Source organism: Paenibacillus sp. 7516 (assembly GCF_002272715.1).
Classification (GTDB): domain Bacteria; phylum Bacillota; class Bacilli; order Paenibacillales; family Paenibacillaceae; genus Paenibacillus; species Paenibacillus illinoisensis_A.
Window position 1 is genome coordinate 522,712 of the sequence record NZ_NPBI01000012.1, and the last position, 16,969, is coordinate 539,680.

General features: G+C 47.8%; 11 protein-coding genes. 9 read left to right on the forward strand and 2 right to left on the reverse strand.

The annotated features are described in order from the left end of the window. Window positions 1-750 precede the first annotated feature (750 nt). The 5 genes from htpG (at window position 751) to CHI14_RS13635 (ending at window position 8,899) form a co-directional block, all read left to right on the forward strand. Window positions 751-2,631 (forward strand): molecular chaperone HtpG, encoded by a 1,881-nt coding sequence (htpG, locus tag CHI14_RS13615; protein WP_095288970.1) that lies wholly within the window; start codon window positions 751-753, stop codon window positions 2,629-2,631. 713 nt (window positions 2,632-3,344) lie between these two features. Next, window positions 3,345-4,760, forward strand: a complete 1,416-nt coding sequence (locus tag CHI14_RS13620; RefSeq protein WP_095288971.1) for a deoxyguanosinetriphosphate triphosphohydrolase family protein — start codon at window positions 3,345-3,347, stop codon at window positions 4,758-4,760. A 17-nt stretch (window positions 4,761-4,777) separates the two neighbouring features. Then, window positions 4,778-5,824 (forward strand): MsnO8 family LLM class oxidoreductase, encoded by a 1,047-nt coding sequence (locus CHI14_RS13625; protein WP_249281100.1) that lies wholly within the window; start codon window positions 4,778-4,780, stop codon window positions 5,822-5,824. A gap of 331 nt (window positions 5,825-6,155) precedes the next feature. Beyond that, window positions 6,156-7,868 (forward strand): methyl-accepting chemotaxis protein, encoded by a 1,713-nt coding sequence (locus CHI14_RS13630; RefSeq protein ID WP_095288972.1) that lies wholly within the window; start codon window positions 6,156-6,158, stop codon window positions 7,866-7,868. Between the two features lie 53 nt (window positions 7,869-7,921). Next, window positions 7,922-8,899 (forward strand): TRM11 family SAM-dependent methyltransferase, encoded by a 978-nt coding sequence (locus CHI14_RS13635; protein ID WP_481856412.1) that lies wholly within the window; start codon window positions 7,922-7,924, stop codon window positions 8,897-8,899. 124 nt (window positions 8,900-9,023) lie between these two features. On the opposite strand, the gene CHI14_RS13640 is transcribed toward CHI14_RS13635, so the two are convergent. After that, entirely contained in the window at window positions 9,024-9,980 is a 957-nt protein-coding gene (locus tag CHI14_RS13640) for a D-2-hydroxyacid dehydrogenase (RefSeq protein ID WP_095288973.1), read from the reverse strand. Between the two features lie 190 nt (window positions 9,981-10,170). Here CHI14_RS13640 and thpR point away from each other — a divergent pair, with 190 nt between their 5' ends. After that, complete coding sequence (thpR, locus tag CHI14_RS13645; protein WP_170948125.1) at window positions 10,171-10,773, forward strand: RNA 2',3'-cyclic phosphodiesterase; 603 nt, start codon at window positions 10,171-10,173, stop codon at window positions 10,771-10,773. 131 nt (window positions 10,774-10,904) lie between these two features. After that, complete coding sequence (locus CHI14_RS13650) at window positions 10,905-11,765, forward strand: cell wall hydrolase (RefSeq protein ID WP_095288975.1); 861 nt, start codon at window positions 10,905-10,907, stop codon at window positions 11,763-11,765. Between the two features lie 300 nt (window positions 11,766-12,065). On the opposite strand, the gene CHI14_RS13655 is transcribed toward CHI14_RS13650, so the two are convergent. Continuing rightward, window positions 12,066-13,286 carry an MGDG synthase family glycosyltransferase gene (locus CHI14_RS13655; protein WP_095288976.1) on the reverse strand — a complete coding sequence of 407 codons (1,221 nt, stop codon included), beginning with the start codon at window positions 13,284-13,286 and terminating at the stop codon, window positions 12,066-12,068. A gap of 352 nt (window positions 13,287-13,638) precedes the next feature. Here CHI14_RS13655 and CHI14_RS13660 point away from each other — a divergent pair, with 352 nt between their 5' ends. Next, the gene (locus CHI14_RS13660; RefSeq protein WP_095288977.1) at window positions 13,639-14,220 is read left to right on the forward strand and encodes a TetR/AcrR family transcriptional regulator; all 582 of its coding nucleotides are present in this window, start codon (window positions 13,639-13,641) and stop codon (window positions 14,218-14,220) included. A 218-nt stretch (window positions 14,221-14,438) separates the two neighbouring features. Beyond that, window positions 14,439-16,730, forward strand: coding sequence for a YhgE/Pip domain-containing protein (locus CHI14_RS13665; RefSeq protein WP_095288978.1), 2,292 nt, complete (start codon window positions 14,439-14,441; stop codon window positions 16,728-16,730). The last annotated feature ends 239 nt before the right edge of the window (window positions 16,731-16,969 follow it).

The window sequence follows — 16,969 nt, forward strand, 5'->3', positions numbered from 1 at the left end:
CTACCTTTTTTACCAGCTTATTAACCAGGCTGACCATTTCAGCTATACCAATCAGAGAAAAGCCAGTTCGAACGTGGATTCGAGCTGGCTTTTGTATTGGCAGATGGATTACGTTAAAATCAAATATGCGTGTATAAACGAAGTGTTAAGCACCCATTTTGTTAAAATAACGCCCGGCGTATTGACACCCAATTTTGCCATATGTTATATAAAAGAAAGGGTTTAGCACTCCGGTCATCTGAGTGCTAACAAATGATGCTTTATACTACAGCGACTACATATGGAATGATTGTGTTTTTGAATATTCTTAAGGTGAACTCGGATAGGGCATGAGAGTGAAGGACTCGACTAAATCTCAAGAAGATCTTTGTTGACCTGCAGATCTAGCTGAACTACAAGCTTCAACTTTAATTTGGCTCTTGATATGATGCGAAGGTAGTGGAGGGGACGAAATCGATTCTGAAGAAGCGAAGCGGTCGCCTTTATCACCGAGTTTCTCCCTTTTCAAAAGGGAATAAAGGAAATTTGGGGATAACAGCGATCGGAAGAACGATTCGTAACCGGAACGGCTGTATCGCACAATGTCGTGCTTTTATTTCAAGATGAGCCATAAAGGTGGATCAGTACAATCCGGGGATAAGAGTTGTCGAGTTGTTTCTAGTTAAGTCACGCATTAGATGTAAATTCGAGTTTGCTTCTATATTCAAATCAATCATTCTATATCCCAAATTGAAAGGAGAACACCCATTCATGGCCAAGAAACAGTTCCAGGCAGAATCCAAACGTTTGCTGGATATGATGATCAACTCCATCTATACCCAAAGAGAAATCTTTTTGAGAGAATTGATCTCCAACTCCAGTGACGCCATTGACAAAATATATTACAAAGCCCTTACCGACGATACGCTCGTCTTCAACAAAGAGGATTATTACATCAAGCTGACTATCGACAAAGAGAACCGTACACTCACACTGACTGATACCGGAATAGGGATGAGCCAGGAAGAGCTGGAGAACAATCTCGGGGTTATCGCGAAGAGCGGCTCGCTGGCGTTCAAAAAGGAAAACGAGGCCAAAGATGGCCATAACATCATCGGACAGTTCGGGGTTGGTTTTTACTCCGCGTTCATGGTGGCGGACAAGCTGACGGTAACGAGCAAGACGCTGGGCAGCGACGAAGCCTGGAAATGGGAGTCCGAAGGTGCGGATGGATACACGATCACTCCAGCTGAGAAAGATTCTGTAGGTACGGAAATCGTCCTGACGATTAAACAGAATACCGAAGAGGATTCCTACGATGAGTTTCTGGAAGAGTACCGCCTGAGATCCATCATCAAGAAATATTCTGACTTCATTCGTTACCCGATCAAGATGGATGTGACAAGTCAGCGTCCGAAGGAAGGTACGGAGAACGAGTTCGAGGAGTACAAGGAAGAGCAAACCGTGAACAGCATGGTGCCGATCTGGCGCAAAAACAAAAGCGAGCTGACCGAAGAAGATTACAACAACTTCTATATGGAAAAACGCTACGGTTTTGACAAGCCGCTCAAACATCTGCACATTAGCGCGGACGGCGCTGTGGTATACAATGCCATTTTGTTTATTCCGGAGAGCACGCCGTTTGATTACTATACCAAAGAGTACGAAAAAGGCTTGGAATTGTACTCCAATGGTGTTCTGATCATGGATAAATGCGGGGATCTGCTGCCGGATTACTTCGGATTTGTCAAAGGTATGGTTGATTCGGAAGACCTGTCCCTGAACATCTCCCGTGAAATGCTGCAGCATGACCGTCAGCTGAGCCTGATCGCGAAAAATATCAAAAATAAAATCAAGAGCCAACTGCAAAGCCTACTGAAGGACGATCGCGAGAGCTATGAGAAGTTCTATCAAGCGTTTGGACGTCAGTTGAAATATGGCGTATACAGCGACTATGGCGCAAACAAGGATACACTGCAGGATTTGCTGCTGTTCTCTTCTTCCAAAGAGAAGAAGCTGGTCAGCCTGGACGAGTACGTTTCCAGAATGCCTGAAGATCAGAAGTATATCTACTATGCATCGGGTGAGTCTGTTGAGCGGATTGAGAAGCTGCCTCAGATCGAGGGTGTACTGGATAAAGGATATGAAGTGCTGTACTTCACTGAGGACATCGATGAATTTGCGATCAAAATGATCATGAACTACAAGGAGAAAGAGTTCAAATCCATCTCCAGCGGTGACCTGGGTATCGAAGACAGCGAGGACAAAGAGAAAAACGAAGCAGAAGACAACGATAACAAAGAGTTGTTCGAAGCAATGCAAGCACAGCTGGCAGGCAAAGTAAAAGCGGTCAAAGCTTCCAAACGCCTCAGAAGCCATCCGGTATGTTTGTCCACCGAAGGTGAATTGACGATCGAGATGGAGAAAATCCTGAAAGCCATGCCGAACAGTGAGAATGTACAGGCAGATAAGGTGCTCGAGATCAACGTCAATCATGATGTCTTCAAATCCCTGAAAGATGCTTACGCACAGGATAAGGAAAAGTTGAGCCTGTACACTAGCCTGCTGTATCACCAGGCATTGCTGATTGAGGGCTTGCCAATCCAAGATCCGGTAGAGTTCACAAACGACATCTGCAAAGTGATGGTGTAATCGCATCACCGAGCTGAGTTTTGTAAGAAGCGTGCAGTTTCACGCGATCAGCATTCCATAAATAATAGGTCAGCAAGCGAGACGCTGACCATCTGCACCCGACAGGGCATTCCGTCCCTGTCGGTTTTTTATTTTCTCCCCCTCCAAGGAAACAAAATAACAGACAGAGGATCATGAAAGTGCCGCACTTGAATTGAGAATGAGTTTGTCTTTTGCCAATTTAGTAATACTTAAGTTTCTACGAATATCCTGTTTTATCGAAATCCATAGCGTTAAGCAGCGAAGTAGTGGAGGGGACGGAATCGATTCTGAAGAAGCGGAGCGGTCGCGTTTGTCTCCGGGTTTTCCCTTGCCAAGGGAAATTCAGAAAACCTGGAGACAACAACGATCGGAAGAACGATCCGTAACCGGAACGGCCACGGCCACGGCCACGGCCACCAATGCTCATTAGCACTTTTTATCCTATCTTTTCGAAGTATCTGGAATGTGTCTCTAATTGTCTGAATGGTTTCATATTTTGATGTGTTTTCATGTATATCAATATTCATTTAGGTGCACGGATGATAGTCTGTCGGGGTATAATAAAAGAAGAAGACTGTACATCACAAGTTGATGTGAGAAGAGATGACAATCACAGACAGGTTTTGCTTTTCGAAACGACGGATGTTGTGTATAATCACTCAAAATAGAGACAGTCGGCTAGGAGTGATCACATGCAATGGAACGATTTGAGAGAACATAGACAATATCCTGAACTTACCAAACTGGATGGGGCTCGTGCAGCGTATGAGCGGGACTATTCCAGACTGATTCATTCACCGACCTTCCGTCGGTTGCAGGGCAAATCCCAGGTGTTTGGTGCCGGAACAGGCGACTATTATCGCACCCGGTTAACCCACTCCCTTGAGGTTGCACAGATCGCGCGAGAGGCGGCAAGAAGCCTGCTTCGTCGATACCCACAAGTAGACTGGAGTCAGGCGGACAGCCCGGGGCTTATTATTGATTCGGAAGTGGTGGAATGTGCCGCAATCGCACATGATTTCGGACATCCGCCGTTTGGACATAAAGGGGAAGAAGTACTGGACGGCATATTGGATGACCTGATCAACACCGAGGTCAAGAAGATCATGAAGAAGAACCGCAGTGCGAAATCTCCCCAACAGGAGCCTGAGGTTCGTGCAGAGCTGAAGCGGAAATATGAGCATTTTGAAGGCAACGCACATAACTTCCGTCTCATCATGTTCCTGGAGAAACGAGAGGACATCGATGGATTGAATTTGTCCGATGCGGTGCTGCTTGGAATCAACAAATATCCTTACCCCGGTACGGAGAGCAAAAAGGGTATGTATCATCATGAGTGGCAATATATCCACGAGATTCGTAATCGTTGGAACATGCCGGCAGGCAAGAAGACACTGGAAGCACAGCTTATGGACCTCTGTGACGATATTGCGTACTCCGCACACGATCTGGAGGATGGCATTAAGGCAGGCAAGATCGAAGTGCATGAGCATTTCCTGCAGGACCCGCACATTCATCGACTGATTGTGGATAAGATTACTACACTCGAGGATCTGTTCTGGAATGGATGGACGAGAGAGGCGATTGGGCAAAAGGTAGAAGAAGTGCTCGCTTCGTTCCTGCGCGTCTGGAATGAGAAGATGCCGTTCTGCGAGCATGATTACTCCCGTACCCGCCGCGAGGTCAAGGCATACTGGGTAAGCCTCTTTGTGGGCAGCCTGGGCGTAATTGACGACGGGGATTGGAAGAAGGTGACGTTTGTCCGCGAAGGTGCAGAGGATCTTGATATGCTGCGCACGGTGAGTGTGCTCAAAAGTTTTGCCTGGGTGACCATGATTCGTGATCTGCGCGTGCAGCGTCTGCAAAAACGAAGTGAATGGATGATTAAGCGTCTGTGGGATGCATTCCTTGACCCGGAAACGTCCAAATCCATTATTCCATCCGACTGGCTGCAGCGCTATGAGAAGGATCAGGCGAAGGCTCATCCGATCTGGACATGGGAGCACATGGTGATTGATTATATTGCAGGCATGACGGATGCGTTTGCCGAGAAAATATACAATGAATTGTATGGTCTGAAGGTAGGTTCCATCTACGATCTGGACTAGAATAAGGAGTGAGAAGCTTGGATACAAACATCGGCACAGGCTCAAGTGAGCCGTTCAGTCTGGGCGTACTCGACCTTGTGCCAAGATTGAATGGAGCTGCAGCGGAAGAGGCATTGCAGCAGTCTGTATCCTTGGCTCAACATGCCGAAGCCTGGGGATATACCCGGTACTGGACGTCCGAGCATCATGATATGGAGGAACTTGCATCCGCATCGCCTGAAGTTCTGCTCTCGCATATTGGTGCGAGGACAGCGACCATTCAGCTGGGGTCGGGCGCGGTGCTGCTGCCGCATTACAGTCCGCTGAAGGTGGCCGAGTCGTTTCGGCTGCTGGCTGCACTTTACCCAGGGAGAATTGAGCTGGGACTGGGACGGGCACCTGGAGGTGGGCCGCATGCCACCATGGCGCTAAGCGGTAATTATTTGCAGCATGTGTCCAAATTGCCTGAATCACTCGCGGCACTCACTGAATTGTTCGAGGATCGGTACAGCTATGAGGAGCATCGGGTTACGGCACGTCCGATCCCTGAACTTCCCGTATCCCTGTGGATGCTGGGTACCAACGTCAAGAGTGCCGAGTTTGCTGCACGATTTGGCATGGGGTATGTATTTGGTCAGTTTATGAGTGACGCCGATGGTACGGAAGCGGTGAAGCGGTATCAGGATGGGTTTACCCCCAGTAAAACGATGAACGAACCGCAAGTGATGGTTGCAGTCAGTGCAATGTGTGCAGAGACAGAGGAGGAAGCTCGGGACTGGAGCCGCGAAATGGCAGATCGGCGCAGGCAGAGTGGACAAGATGCATCAGCCCTGCACGCTGCCGAGAAGGAATCTAACTCTACTACAGGTACGGGTGGTCAGATCAACTTTGAGAAGGGCGAGGGTGGGGACGAAGCGCGTAAACATTTTGCGGGAACAGCGCCGCAGATCTGGGAACAATTCGGGCAGGTAAGCAAACGACTGGGGACGAAGCAATTTCTGGTGGTTACAGCCGGCCCTGATTACGAGCGTAGACTTGCCTCTTATCGGTTACTTGCCGAGTTTGGTAAAACCATGGTGAAGTAAGCGGCGCAGTTCCTGTTTTCATAGGATAATCCTCACAATTTAACATGTTGAAGGGTTGCAGATCGGTATTTTCCGTATGCTGCAGCTCTTTTCCATTTTATCTCGCTGCATGCTTTCGGTTGTATTCCTATGACCTCACGTGTATACGGGGCACAGGATTTTACAAAACGAAGCATGTCTTAAACAAATTAATGTTATAATACTTTACGTCGGTTTATCCATAGATATATGATAAAAGAGTATTTTGCAAGATGCCAAAAGAAGGGTAAAACCAAGACCAAAGAACCGAAAATTCGGAGGTAGGCCGAATCCGGTATAAGGGGGAAATCACATGTTCAGCAGATTCAAGATCAGGAGTATCGGTCTGCGTATCAGCATCGCGTTCTATTTGTTAATCCTCTGTTTAATTCTCCTTAGTGTCACCATTGTTACCCGGTTAAACTCCATGGAAGCAAACACCAATGAGATTACGGGGAACTGGATGCCTTCGATTCAGCAAATCAATAGGTTGAACTATACCACCGAACATATTTTGTCATTGAGTTACCGGCACTTTGATGCTCCGGATGGAGACAAGGCTGAACTCGCTGAAGAGCGTACCAATTACATTCGCGAAACGGCACAGACGATCAAAATATACGATCAGCAGGAAAAGGCGACAGACGAACAGGAGCACTGGGATGCATTCAAAACGAAGTGGGCAGCTTACCTTAAGCTGAATACCCAAGCGATCAATTTGAGTGATCAAGGACAATCCCAACTGGCGAAGGAAGTATCGGAAAAAGGGGCTGATTCCTTCGATGCCATGCAGGTCGATCTGGACTATCTGGTCGAGTACAATCAGAATCAGTCGGATCTCTCGGCAGCACAAACCATCAGGTCTGTGCAGAATGGCCGAATGATCATTATTGTAGGGGTGCTGATCATGATTGCGATCACGGCCATCGCGATTCCGATTATCCGTTCGCAGGTCGTGAAACCGCTGCTCCGGGTCATTAGTGCAGTGAAGCTGATTGCAGAAGGCCAACTGAATGTGCAGGATATACATACCAAGCACGAAGATGAAGTAGGGCTTTTGGCTAAAGCGGTAAACACGATGAAAGGCAATCTGACTTCCATGGTGTTGAATGTCAGACGTGTTGCCGAAGCGGTGAATCGCCAGAGCAACGAGCTGGCCATTTCTTCGGAAGAAGTCAAAATTGGAAGTCAGCAGATTGCCATTACGATGGAAGAGTCAGCCAAGGCTGCAGAGAGTCAGGCCGTAACGGCAGTCGAATCAGCACGTACGGTTGAGGGATTGAACGATCACATTCAGCAGCATGCTAATCAAGGGAGCAAGCTTAGTGTGATGTCAGAACGTGTGCTGGAGCAGGGATTGAATGGACACAAGGCCATGGAGCAATCGGTGCAGCAAATGCAGCAAATCTCCGGGGCTGTCTCGGCTTCGATGGATCGGATGGAGCAGCTAAACCGTAAAAACGAGGATATTTCCAAGCTGGTCCAAGTGATTCGTGACATCGCAAGGCAGACCAACCTGCTGGCATTGAATGCTTCCATTGAGGCCGCCCGTGCTGGAGAAAGTGGTCGCGGGTTCGCTGTGGTCGCAGCCGAGGTGCGGAAGTTATCGGAAGCGGTGCAGACTTCAGTGGAGGAAATTACAGTGATTACGGAAGATATCCAGCAGGATTCCCAAGGAGTTGTTGCTGAATTGCGTACAGGTGTCCGGGAGACTGAACTGGGGCAGGAACATGTGCGAACTTCGGGTAATCTGTTCCGGAATATTAATGAATCCGTAGAGGAAATGGTTCACGTGATTGGCACCATGACAGCTGGGTTGGAAGGCATGCAGGATGCAAGTGGACGCATGAATGATTTCAGCCAACAAATCTCGGCAGTATCGGAACAATCTGCGGCAAGCGTAGAGGAAGTATCGGCTTCGGCTGAAGAACAGGTAAGCTCCATGGAAACGATTAGCGGCAGCATTCAATCACTGAAGGAATTGTCGGATGACCTGCTTGCTTCCATCGAAAAATTAAAAATATAAACCTTCTTCTTATAATAGAAGAAACATGAAGGACGGCTGCAATTTTGACTGAAATCAATTCGACCGATATCACAAGGAGTTCAATCAACCAAGATTACATCTATACGTTTGCCTGTCATGAGAACGAGCGTGAATTATGCTCGCTTGAGCTCCATACATTGTTTGGTTCCACACTGGAAATGAATTCGGATTTACGCTCATATGTCCGGTCCAGTATATGCATTCCACCAGGCAGAAGCCCGTTTATCCACGGAAGGCTGGACGTGTTATCGGAAGCAGATAGCGTGAATGATTTGCTTCCGGCTGCAGCGAAGATCGAATTGCTTCCGGAAGAAACGTTCAAAGTGGTATGCCTGAAAGAAGGAGACCATATGCCTGATTATGAACATTCCCGTCAGCTGGAAAGAGAAGTGGGGATGTGCATCAAGGGCAAGGCGCAGATGAAGCATCCAAAAGTGACCTTTGGACTAATACAAACAGGTAGGAAATGGATCTTGGGTCGGTGGACAGAAGCGGATCGATCATGGCAAAGTCATCAGCAGAAGCCACAAAATTACTCCACGGGTTTCGGAGTTGCGCTGGCCAGATCTCTCGTCAACATTGCCGTACCAAACATCCTGAACCAGCGGCTGCTCGATCCATGCTGCGGCATGGGTACGGTAGTCATTGAAGCACTCTCCATGGGGATTGAGACCAGAGGGAACGACCTGAATCCCCTGGCCATTCAGGGAGCGCGCATCAATTTGCCGCACTTTGGTTATGATCCGGATTGCCTTACGCTGGGTGACATGAATGAATTACACGGATCTTACGACGCAGCGATTCTGGATATGCCCTACAATCTGTGTTCCGTCCTCCCGGATGAAGAACAACGCGTCATGCTGACAAGTCTGCGCAGGCTGGCGAAACGGGCTGTCGTTGTATCCACGGAATGGGTGGAAGAGCATTTGCTTGCAGCGGGGTGGGAAGTGAATCAGTATTGCGCTGTACGTAAAGGCACGTTTATACGTCACGTTTGGTTATGCACATAGTTATATAGTAGAAGAAAACCTCCAACTCGGAAGAAATGATTTCCGGTGTGGAGGTTTTTTATATCCATTTTTAGAAATAATGATAAGGCATTTGTACAATTACGCATGGAAAATGGAGGACGAATTAGTATTTTTGACTATAGTCGACCAGGTTGACCGGCAGTGTTTTGCCTGCCAGGTAAGCTTCCAGATTTTCCACAAAAATATCAAGTGCACGATCTGTATATTGCTCTGTACTTCCCGCGATATGGGGAGTGATTAACACATTGTCCTTTTTCCATAACGGATGCTCTGCAGGAAGGGGTTCTTCTTCAAAAACATCCAATGCAGCATAGGCGAGCTGACCGCTATCCAGTGCATGAATAAGTGCTTCAGTGTCTACGCTTGGACCTCGTCCTACATTGACGAAGCAGGAGCCTGTCTTGAAATGTTCAAATGCGGTTTGATCATACAAATGATGGGTTTCGTCAGTGAGGGGCAAGATGTTGATGACATAATCACCTTTGCCCAAAGCTTCATGCAGTCCGGACATATCGTACATGTGATCGACATTAGGAACGTCTTTGCCAGACCGTCTAACCCCGATGACATTCATGCCGAACGCCTTGAGAATATGGGCAGCTTCGGTGCCGATCTCTCCTACACCAACAATGACAGCCGTTTTGCCGTGCAGCTCTGGCAGTGGCTTGCCGGGATTTTTCCACTCGGCTTGCTGTTGATGAAGCATGGCTTGTCTCAGCCAGCGGCTGTGCGATAACATCATGCCAACAATAATTTCAGTGATCGGGATGGCATGTACGCCATTGGCGCTGGTCACCTGAATATTTTTTTGTTCCAAATCCGAGAAGGGGAGGTTATCCACACCTGCGGACCAGACCTGGACCCACTTCAGGAGGCTGTCCTTCTTCAGGGCATGTTCTGTGACGAGTGGAGACCAGCCAACAATGATTTCAGCTTCTGTTAACGCTGCAGGGTCAATCTCCTTGGCTTTGCTGACAGTCAGCGTATAGCCGGGTGCGGCGTCTAAAATGCGCTGCTGCTGTTCCGCAGATAAAGATGGAAAACATACAATTTTACCCATAGTGTGTAACCTCCTGAATTCAATTGAGTTGTAAGATAAGTGTAGCAGATTTGAGAAGATGCTGCAGAAAGGCAGGAGTGCAGCCTCATGTGCAAGTGCTGACATTTGTGTCAATCTATAATTACCCAACTTGAAACAGGACATATGATTATGAAATAATAGAACGAACTTTAGAGAGGTGTATACGATGATGAATAACTATTCATATACGGATCTACCATCACGGCGGGAAAGATTATTTACGGCGATACGTCTTCCGGCAGCTATTCAGGAATCCCTTCAATTCGATGCAGGAATGGTGAAGAACGGACTCGATTTTCGCAAATGGACAGACCATCGGGACTACCATATCACGCTGCAATTTCTGGGAGATACACTGGTGAGTGATATCGGGCATCTGCGGAAAGCGCTGCGCATGGCGAGTACTGGAATTCAGCCGTTTAAACTGCAAACTTCCGGGTGGGGAACTTTTGGTCTAAAAGATGCTCCGAAGGTGTTGTGGAGGGGTGTGGATGGCGAGCTGGAGTCTTTGAATCTTCTTCACAAACGGATCGTGGAGGCCACAGCGACACTTGGATATGAAGCAGAGCTGAGACCTTACTCTCCGCACATTACAATTGCACGCAAATTTCTGGGTTTAGCTCCAGGAAATGAAGATAAAGGTATTTATGGGGTGCTTCCGGAACATTCCTTGGGTGCTAAATCATGGATTGTGGAGGACTTTGTACTTTATGTGACCAGGCTGGGACAATCGCCGATGTATGAGGTTGTGGATACGTTTTCATTTTCCTAAAACTCGTTTTTATGACATAAAATCACATTGACATTACGTTTATCCCTATGTAATATTAGCCATCGTTATTCAAATTCTTTTTTTTGGGTTACTTAGTTAAGGGAATTGTTGCGACAGGAGGAATCTTACGAATGGATATTATAAGCAAGAATCGTTGGGTAGCACCGATGTTATCTGTGCTGCTTGTATGTATAGTGGGGGTTAATGTAGTTCAGGCAACTGGGAAATGGAACGAGGCAAGTGATAGTAAACAGATGACCGATCTGGCGGCTTCTGTGCAAAATAGCGCATCATCTTCTTCTGCTGGGGACAGGCGAATGATGTCAGACGGGACAAGTCTGTCTGCTGATTCATCGATTCATACGGCAAACTGGACGGCTTCATTGCCAGCCAAGGACTGGCTTACGGCTGCTCAGGAAGAACAGGAATTGAAGGAAGCCAAGGCCAAGCATAAGGCCAGAGCTGCTGCTGCGGCCAAAGCCAAAAAAGAAGCTGCGCTGAAATTGGCCAAAATAGAGAAGGCCAAAGCCGCTGCTGCTGTAACAACTCCCCCCCAAAAACTTTACTTTACGCGGACCGAACTTTTGAACCAGGAGGACTCAAAACTTGCAACCTGGTCATACAGTGTGTCCGATAAAGAGCTGCTTCTGCTGCAAAAAATTGTCATGGCAGAGGCGGAAGGTGAACCGTACGAAGGCAAAGTGGCAGTTGCCAATGTTGTCTTAAACCGGCTGCGGTCAGCCAATTTTCCCGATACTATTTATAAGGTAATCTATCAGAAGTCTCAATTCAGCCCGGTAGCCAACGGACGTCTGAAGCGTGTAGTTCCCAATGAGGACAGCGTGAAGGCAGTGAATGCTGCACTGAATGGACAGAAGGAAGTCGCTGATGATACGTATTATTTCTTGTCATTGACGCTTGCCGATGATCTGACGGTTGCCCATTCGAAGAAAAAAGTGAAAACGATCGGTCATCATACTTTTTACAAGTAATTGATCTGAAAATTCTGCAAACAGGCAGGGTAGTTAATGTGTTTACATTACACGAACCTTTGATAACACCTGGAACAGAGTTTTATTTCGGTATTTACATGGATCTCTTTCTCTTAAATTACCCTTTTTTCTGGTAAAACATACGTTAACTTTAAATGAAATTGAAGAAGGTTCCCTTCCAAAATGAGAAGGGAACCTTTTCTGTATGCATTTCGTTTCAAATGAGTGGATGTTAATCATAAGACATGTCTATCTACATTCAAGACCCTCCTAGAAGAGCTCCAGGGGCCCTTAGAGGCCTTAGAATGGAATTCTGGTACCTGACAGCGTCGTGGCAGGAATCCCGGCCTTAAAGCGTTCCTTGGGCGTGGAGGGGAACCCGGCTGCAGCCGGACACAATAATTCGTGAACAGCCTGTGCACAGGACGTCGGATCGTAGGACGGTCTGTTCCACGGCTTGCGTACAACTTTCAGCTGGCTTTCAGCTTCACTCGGTGCTTTTGTCCGGTCACACAGCTCTCTGAACCTTGTGGTAATGACGTCTGCTGAATGTATCACCTGACCGTATCCGGCTTGTACAAAGTACTCGCAATTCTCTTCTTCCTGTCCTGGGAGCGGTGGGATAAACAACATCGGCAGCCCTTTGGCCAGAGCCTCCGTGCAAGTCATGCCGCCCGGTTTCGTAATAAGGACGTCCGATACGTCCATTAGTTTGCTGACTTCCCTTGTGTAACCGAGAATGCGGATGTTCGGGTGCTGGAAGCAAGCCATCTCTTTCATCTTGGAGATCATCTTCTCGTTGCTTCCAAGGCAGAATACAAGCTGTACCCGATCGGCCCAGGAGGTTAATAGTTTCATATGTTCTTCATCAAAGGAAAGCCCCCATCCACCGCCCATAAGCAGTGCCGTAGGCATATCCTGAAGCCCCATTTCCTGACGCAGCCGTACTTTGTCACCTGCTTCCCAAAAATCAGGATGCACGGGAATTCCCGTAACCTGAATTCGAGAGGGGTCGACTCCCCGAATTTCAAGTAATGCCTTAACCTGTGGGGTAGAGACCAGATACTGGTTTACTTCAGGATTGATCCATGTACCGTGCACATCGTAATCCGTAATGACCGTATACAGTGGTATGTTCAGCCCTTGCCGTTTCAGTCTTGAAATGACCGCATTCGGAAACGGATGAGTGCAGATTACTGCATCCGGCTTCAACTGTGATACGACCTGCGCCGTCTGAGTATAAAAAATTCGATGCAAAGCGAGTTTGGTAAACCCGTTCAACGATTTATTATATTGTGTCCGATACAGCATGCTGACCAGTTTGGGCTGGACGGATAATGTTTTTCGATAGGCGGAAAAAATAAGCGGAGCCACCGTCGGATTCAGGAATTTGCCAAGTTCGATAACGCGGCTATGGACGTGTGGACTGACCTTTTTGATGCCGCTTGCCAGCGCATGTGCGGCCTGGGTGTGACCGGTGCCGAAACCTTCGGATAATAAGAGCACTCTTGGTTTTCGCATGAGTTCACCTTTATTCATAAGTTTAAATTTGATAAGTTCACCGTTCTGCCGTACCCTTCAATACATGAATATACAGCGAAACGGAAAATCATGTTCATTCCATAAATATTTACACGAAAGTTGATGTTCTGAGACAGTCCATCTTCGTTTAATCCGTATTATTGGAACCATCATACACTATAGACGACGAATGAATCACTTTCCACTGCATTTCGGTTAAAATAAATTAACACAAATTTGAAATGTTAGGGTTGCAATCTGTTGACGAAGGTGATAATGTAAGCTTTGACCAAGTGACCAAATTGTATTTTTGGTCATTTTATAAGTGAAGATCAGTGAAGGAGGGGATATGATGGCTCCGATTGACCGGAGGCAGCAGGTCATTCATGCAGCAGCTCAGTCGTTCGCCATGTTTGGATACAAAGCTACCACGATGGATCAGGTAGCCAAGATAGCGAATGTAGGCAAAGGGACAATTTACACTTTTTTTACGAACAAGGAGCAGCTGTTTGATCAGATTCTGGTGGAAGTGATCCAGGAAATGAAAAATATTGCCCATCGTGAAGTGCGTCAGGAAAGTGCCTTTTTTGATAACCTGTTTCGTGTGCTGGATTCATTGCTGGAATTCCGACGTGATCATGATTTATTGGTGAAGCTATCCCAGGAACTTAAGGATTTTGGAACACTTCAGGCCAAGGAGGGTCTGGACAAGGTGGAAAAGGTCATTTCCGACTTCTTGTCCAAGGAGCTGGAGAAAGCCAGAGATAGCGGAGAGATTCGGGATTGTGATCCGCAAGTCGTGGCCTTTATGATGATCCGTCTGTATATTGCGCTCACCTCGGATTGGAATAAACAGCACGAACCGCTCAGCAAAGAGGAAATCAAAAATTACTTTCGTCTTTTCTTAATGGAAGGGATTGCTGCCGTCATGTAGTTTCCAAATTTCTCTACTATAATATAGGGAGAATATGGAGTGTCTTTTTTTTGCGTGAAGGCAGTGAGGCTTGCCGAGAGGCAGGTTTGTTTTTTGTTCTGGATTGACCGTTTGAGGAAAGTGGTCAGTTCGTATTTCAGCAAATTGCTGAATTTATTCAAGTTTTTACATTAAGTTAGTTCCTGCTCATGAAGCAGAGAGTTAGGGGAGAAAAAGACATGAAATCTTTATCCGTGTTTTTCAAGGATGTGGGATCGGCCGTGAGAAACCCGAAGGTGTTGATCCCCGTCATTGCAGTAATGTTTATTCCGATCCTGTATAGCGGCATTTATCTGGCTGCCTATTGGGACCCATATGGTCATGTTGACCAGATGCCTGTTGCTGTCGTCAACCTCGACAAGGGAGCAGAGCTTGAAGGCAAATCCCTGCAGGTGGGCGACGATCTGGTGGATGAGCTGAAGAAAAATAAAGATTTTGAATGGGAATTCGTTAATGCATCTCAGGCCAAAGAGGGTATGCAGAACGACAAGTATTATATGCAAATTACGATTCCTGAAAATTTCTCTTCCCAGGCCACCACGCTGCTGGATGATCAACCGCAGCCAGCTGAACTGATCTACGAACCGAACGGCAATTACAGCTTCGTAGGGGCACAGATCGGCAAGACGGCAATCAAGGATCTTAAGGCGAAAGTATCTGCCAAGGTGACAGAGGCTTATGCCGAAACGCTGCTCGACAAGTTCTCCGAAGTATCTGACGGACTGGCGGAAGCCGGCGATGGTGCGGGCGAACTGAATACGGGGGCAGGCAAACTGGATGATGGTGCGGTCAAGCTGAAAGACAATTTGGCTAAACTGGCATCCGGAACACTGGAGCTTCAGGATGGACTATCTCCATTGAGCGATGGCGTTGATGCACTGCATACCGGGGCTACCAAGCTGGAAAGCGGAACAACCAGTCTGGTATCCGGTCTGCAGCAGCTGCAGGCTGCAGCTTCGGATCAGCTTCAAAGCGGAGCAGACCAGTTAAAGGATGGCAGTGACAAGCTGCAGGCAGGTCTTCAATCATCACTTGATGGTACAGGCAAGCTGCAGGCCGGGCTGCAATCCTCCGAACAAGGCAGTGCAAAGCTCTCTGAAGGTTTGCAAAGTGCAGTGCAGGGTAGTGGAACTCTGGCGTCAGGCTTACAGTCTGCCGTTGATGGAAGCAGTAAAGTTGCGGACGGTGCCCGAGGTGTGGCGGACGGTTTGAAACAGCTGACTGCATCTAATCCGGAGCTGGCAGCCAGTGAGGATGTTCAGAAGCTGCTGGCAGCCAGTGAGGCTGTGGCAGAAGGCAGCGCGCAGCTGCACGAGAGCGAGCAAAAGCTCGCGCAAGGTGCGAATCAGCTTCACGAGGGCAACCAGCAGCTTGCAGCAGGTGCGACAGAGCTTCACGGCGGACAACAGCAGCTGCTGGCTGGAGCCGACCAGCTGGTTGATGGACAGCAGCAGCTGCTGGCTGGAGCCAATCAGCTTAGCGAAGGCGGAGCGAAGCTCTCTGACGGCCTGAAGCAGTTTAGCGGCAAGTTGGGTGAAGCTGCACGCGGCGGCACTCAGCTGGTAAATGGGGCCAAGCAACTGGGCACAGGCACAAGTGCCTTGCAAACCGGCGTTGGCAAGCTGAGCGGTGGCGTGAGTTCGCTGACAGCCGGTTCCAAACAGCTTGGTGATGGTGCAGGCGAATTGGCTAATGGTTTGACTGAGCTCAAAGACGGCTCGAGTGAACTGGCAACCAAGCTGAATGATGCCGCTCAGAAAACGTCTGAAGTGAAGAAGACCGATGATGTGGTCAACATGTTTGCTGAACCGATTAACTCGGCTGAGAATGAAGCAGAATCCGTGTCCAATTACGGTACAGGATTGACGCCCTTCTTCCTGTCCATTGGATTGTTTGTCGGATCCCTTATCTCGACCATTATTTTGAAAATGCGTGATACATCCGTACCTGGCGCATCCGGCTGGAGCCGTTTTGTAAGCCGTACGCTCGTATTTGGTTCCATGAGCATTTTCCAATCGGTTATCGTTGCCAGCTTTATGCTGTATGGTCTTGGTCTGGAAACGCACAGTGTAGGACTATTCTATCTGTTCACGATTATTACGGGGCTGACGTTCATGTTGATTGTTCAGGCGCTTGTTACCTGGCTTGATCTGCCCGGACGCTATGTGGTCATTCTGCTGCTGGTATTCCAGCTTGCGGCAAGTGCAGGAACCTTCCCGGTAGAACTGATTCCGTCCTGGCTCCAGGCATTTAGCCCATGGTTACCGATGACGCATAGCATTATGGGCTTCAAAGCAGTCGTATCCAGTGGGAACTTCGATGTGATGTGGCATCAGGCTGGAATCCTGGCGATCTATGCAGGGGTATCCATTCTGTTGACGCTGGCCTACTTCCTCTGGAGTGGCCGTCGTCCGAAAAAAGAAGCTGAAATGACTGATGCGGCCGAATCGGGTCAAGTTGTGACAGCATAAGTCTGAAGTAATGCAGAGTAATGGCTTGGATGGAAAAATAAAGTTTGTTAACCAGTATCAAAATTATGCAACATAGTAGTCAAAAAGTGCAAAGAGCTTGTGACCCCAAAATGGGTCGCAGGCTCTTTTTGTATACAAATGCATGTTCGGGATGGATTTTGCTCGAAAACGGAATGGGAATTTGGTGATATTAAGCAGAAACACAGGCTGCATATGGAATGTTTTTCTTTTGTCAGCAG

Coding starts and splice junctions, on each gene's coding strand:
- htpG (WP_095288970.1), top strand. CDS start 751: ATGGCCAAGAAACAGTTCCAGGCAGAATCCAAACGTTTGCTGGATATG.
- CHI14_RS13620 (WP_095288971.1), top strand. CDS start 3,345: ATGCAATGGAACGATTTGAGAGAACATAGACAATATCCTGAACTTACC.
- CHI14_RS13630 (WP_095288972.1), top strand. CDS start 6,156: ATGTTCAGCAGATTCAAGATCAGGAGTATCGGTCTGCGTATCAGCATC.
- CHI14_RS13640 (WP_095288973.1), bottom strand. CDS start 9,980: ATGGGTAAAATTGTATGTTTTCCATCTTTATCTGCGGAACAGCAGCAG.
- thpR (WP_170948125.1), top strand. CDS start 10,171: ATGAATAACTATTCATATACGGATCTACCATCACGGCGGGAAAGATTA.
- CHI14_RS13650 (WP_095288975.1), top strand. CDS start 10,905: ATGGATATTATAAGCAAGAATCGTTGGGTAGCACCGATGTTATCTGTG.
- CHI14_RS13655 (WP_095288976.1), bottom strand. CDS start 13,286: ATGCGAAAACCAAGAGTGCTCTTATTATCCGAAGGTTTCGGCACCGGT.
- CHI14_RS13660 (WP_095288977.1), top strand. CDS start 13,639: ATGGCTCCGATTGACCGGAGGCAGCAGGTCATTCATGCAGCAGCTCAG.
- CHI14_RS13665 (WP_095288978.1), top strand. CDS start 14,439: ATGAAATCTTTATCCGTGTTTTTCAAGGATGTGGGATCGGCCGTGAGA.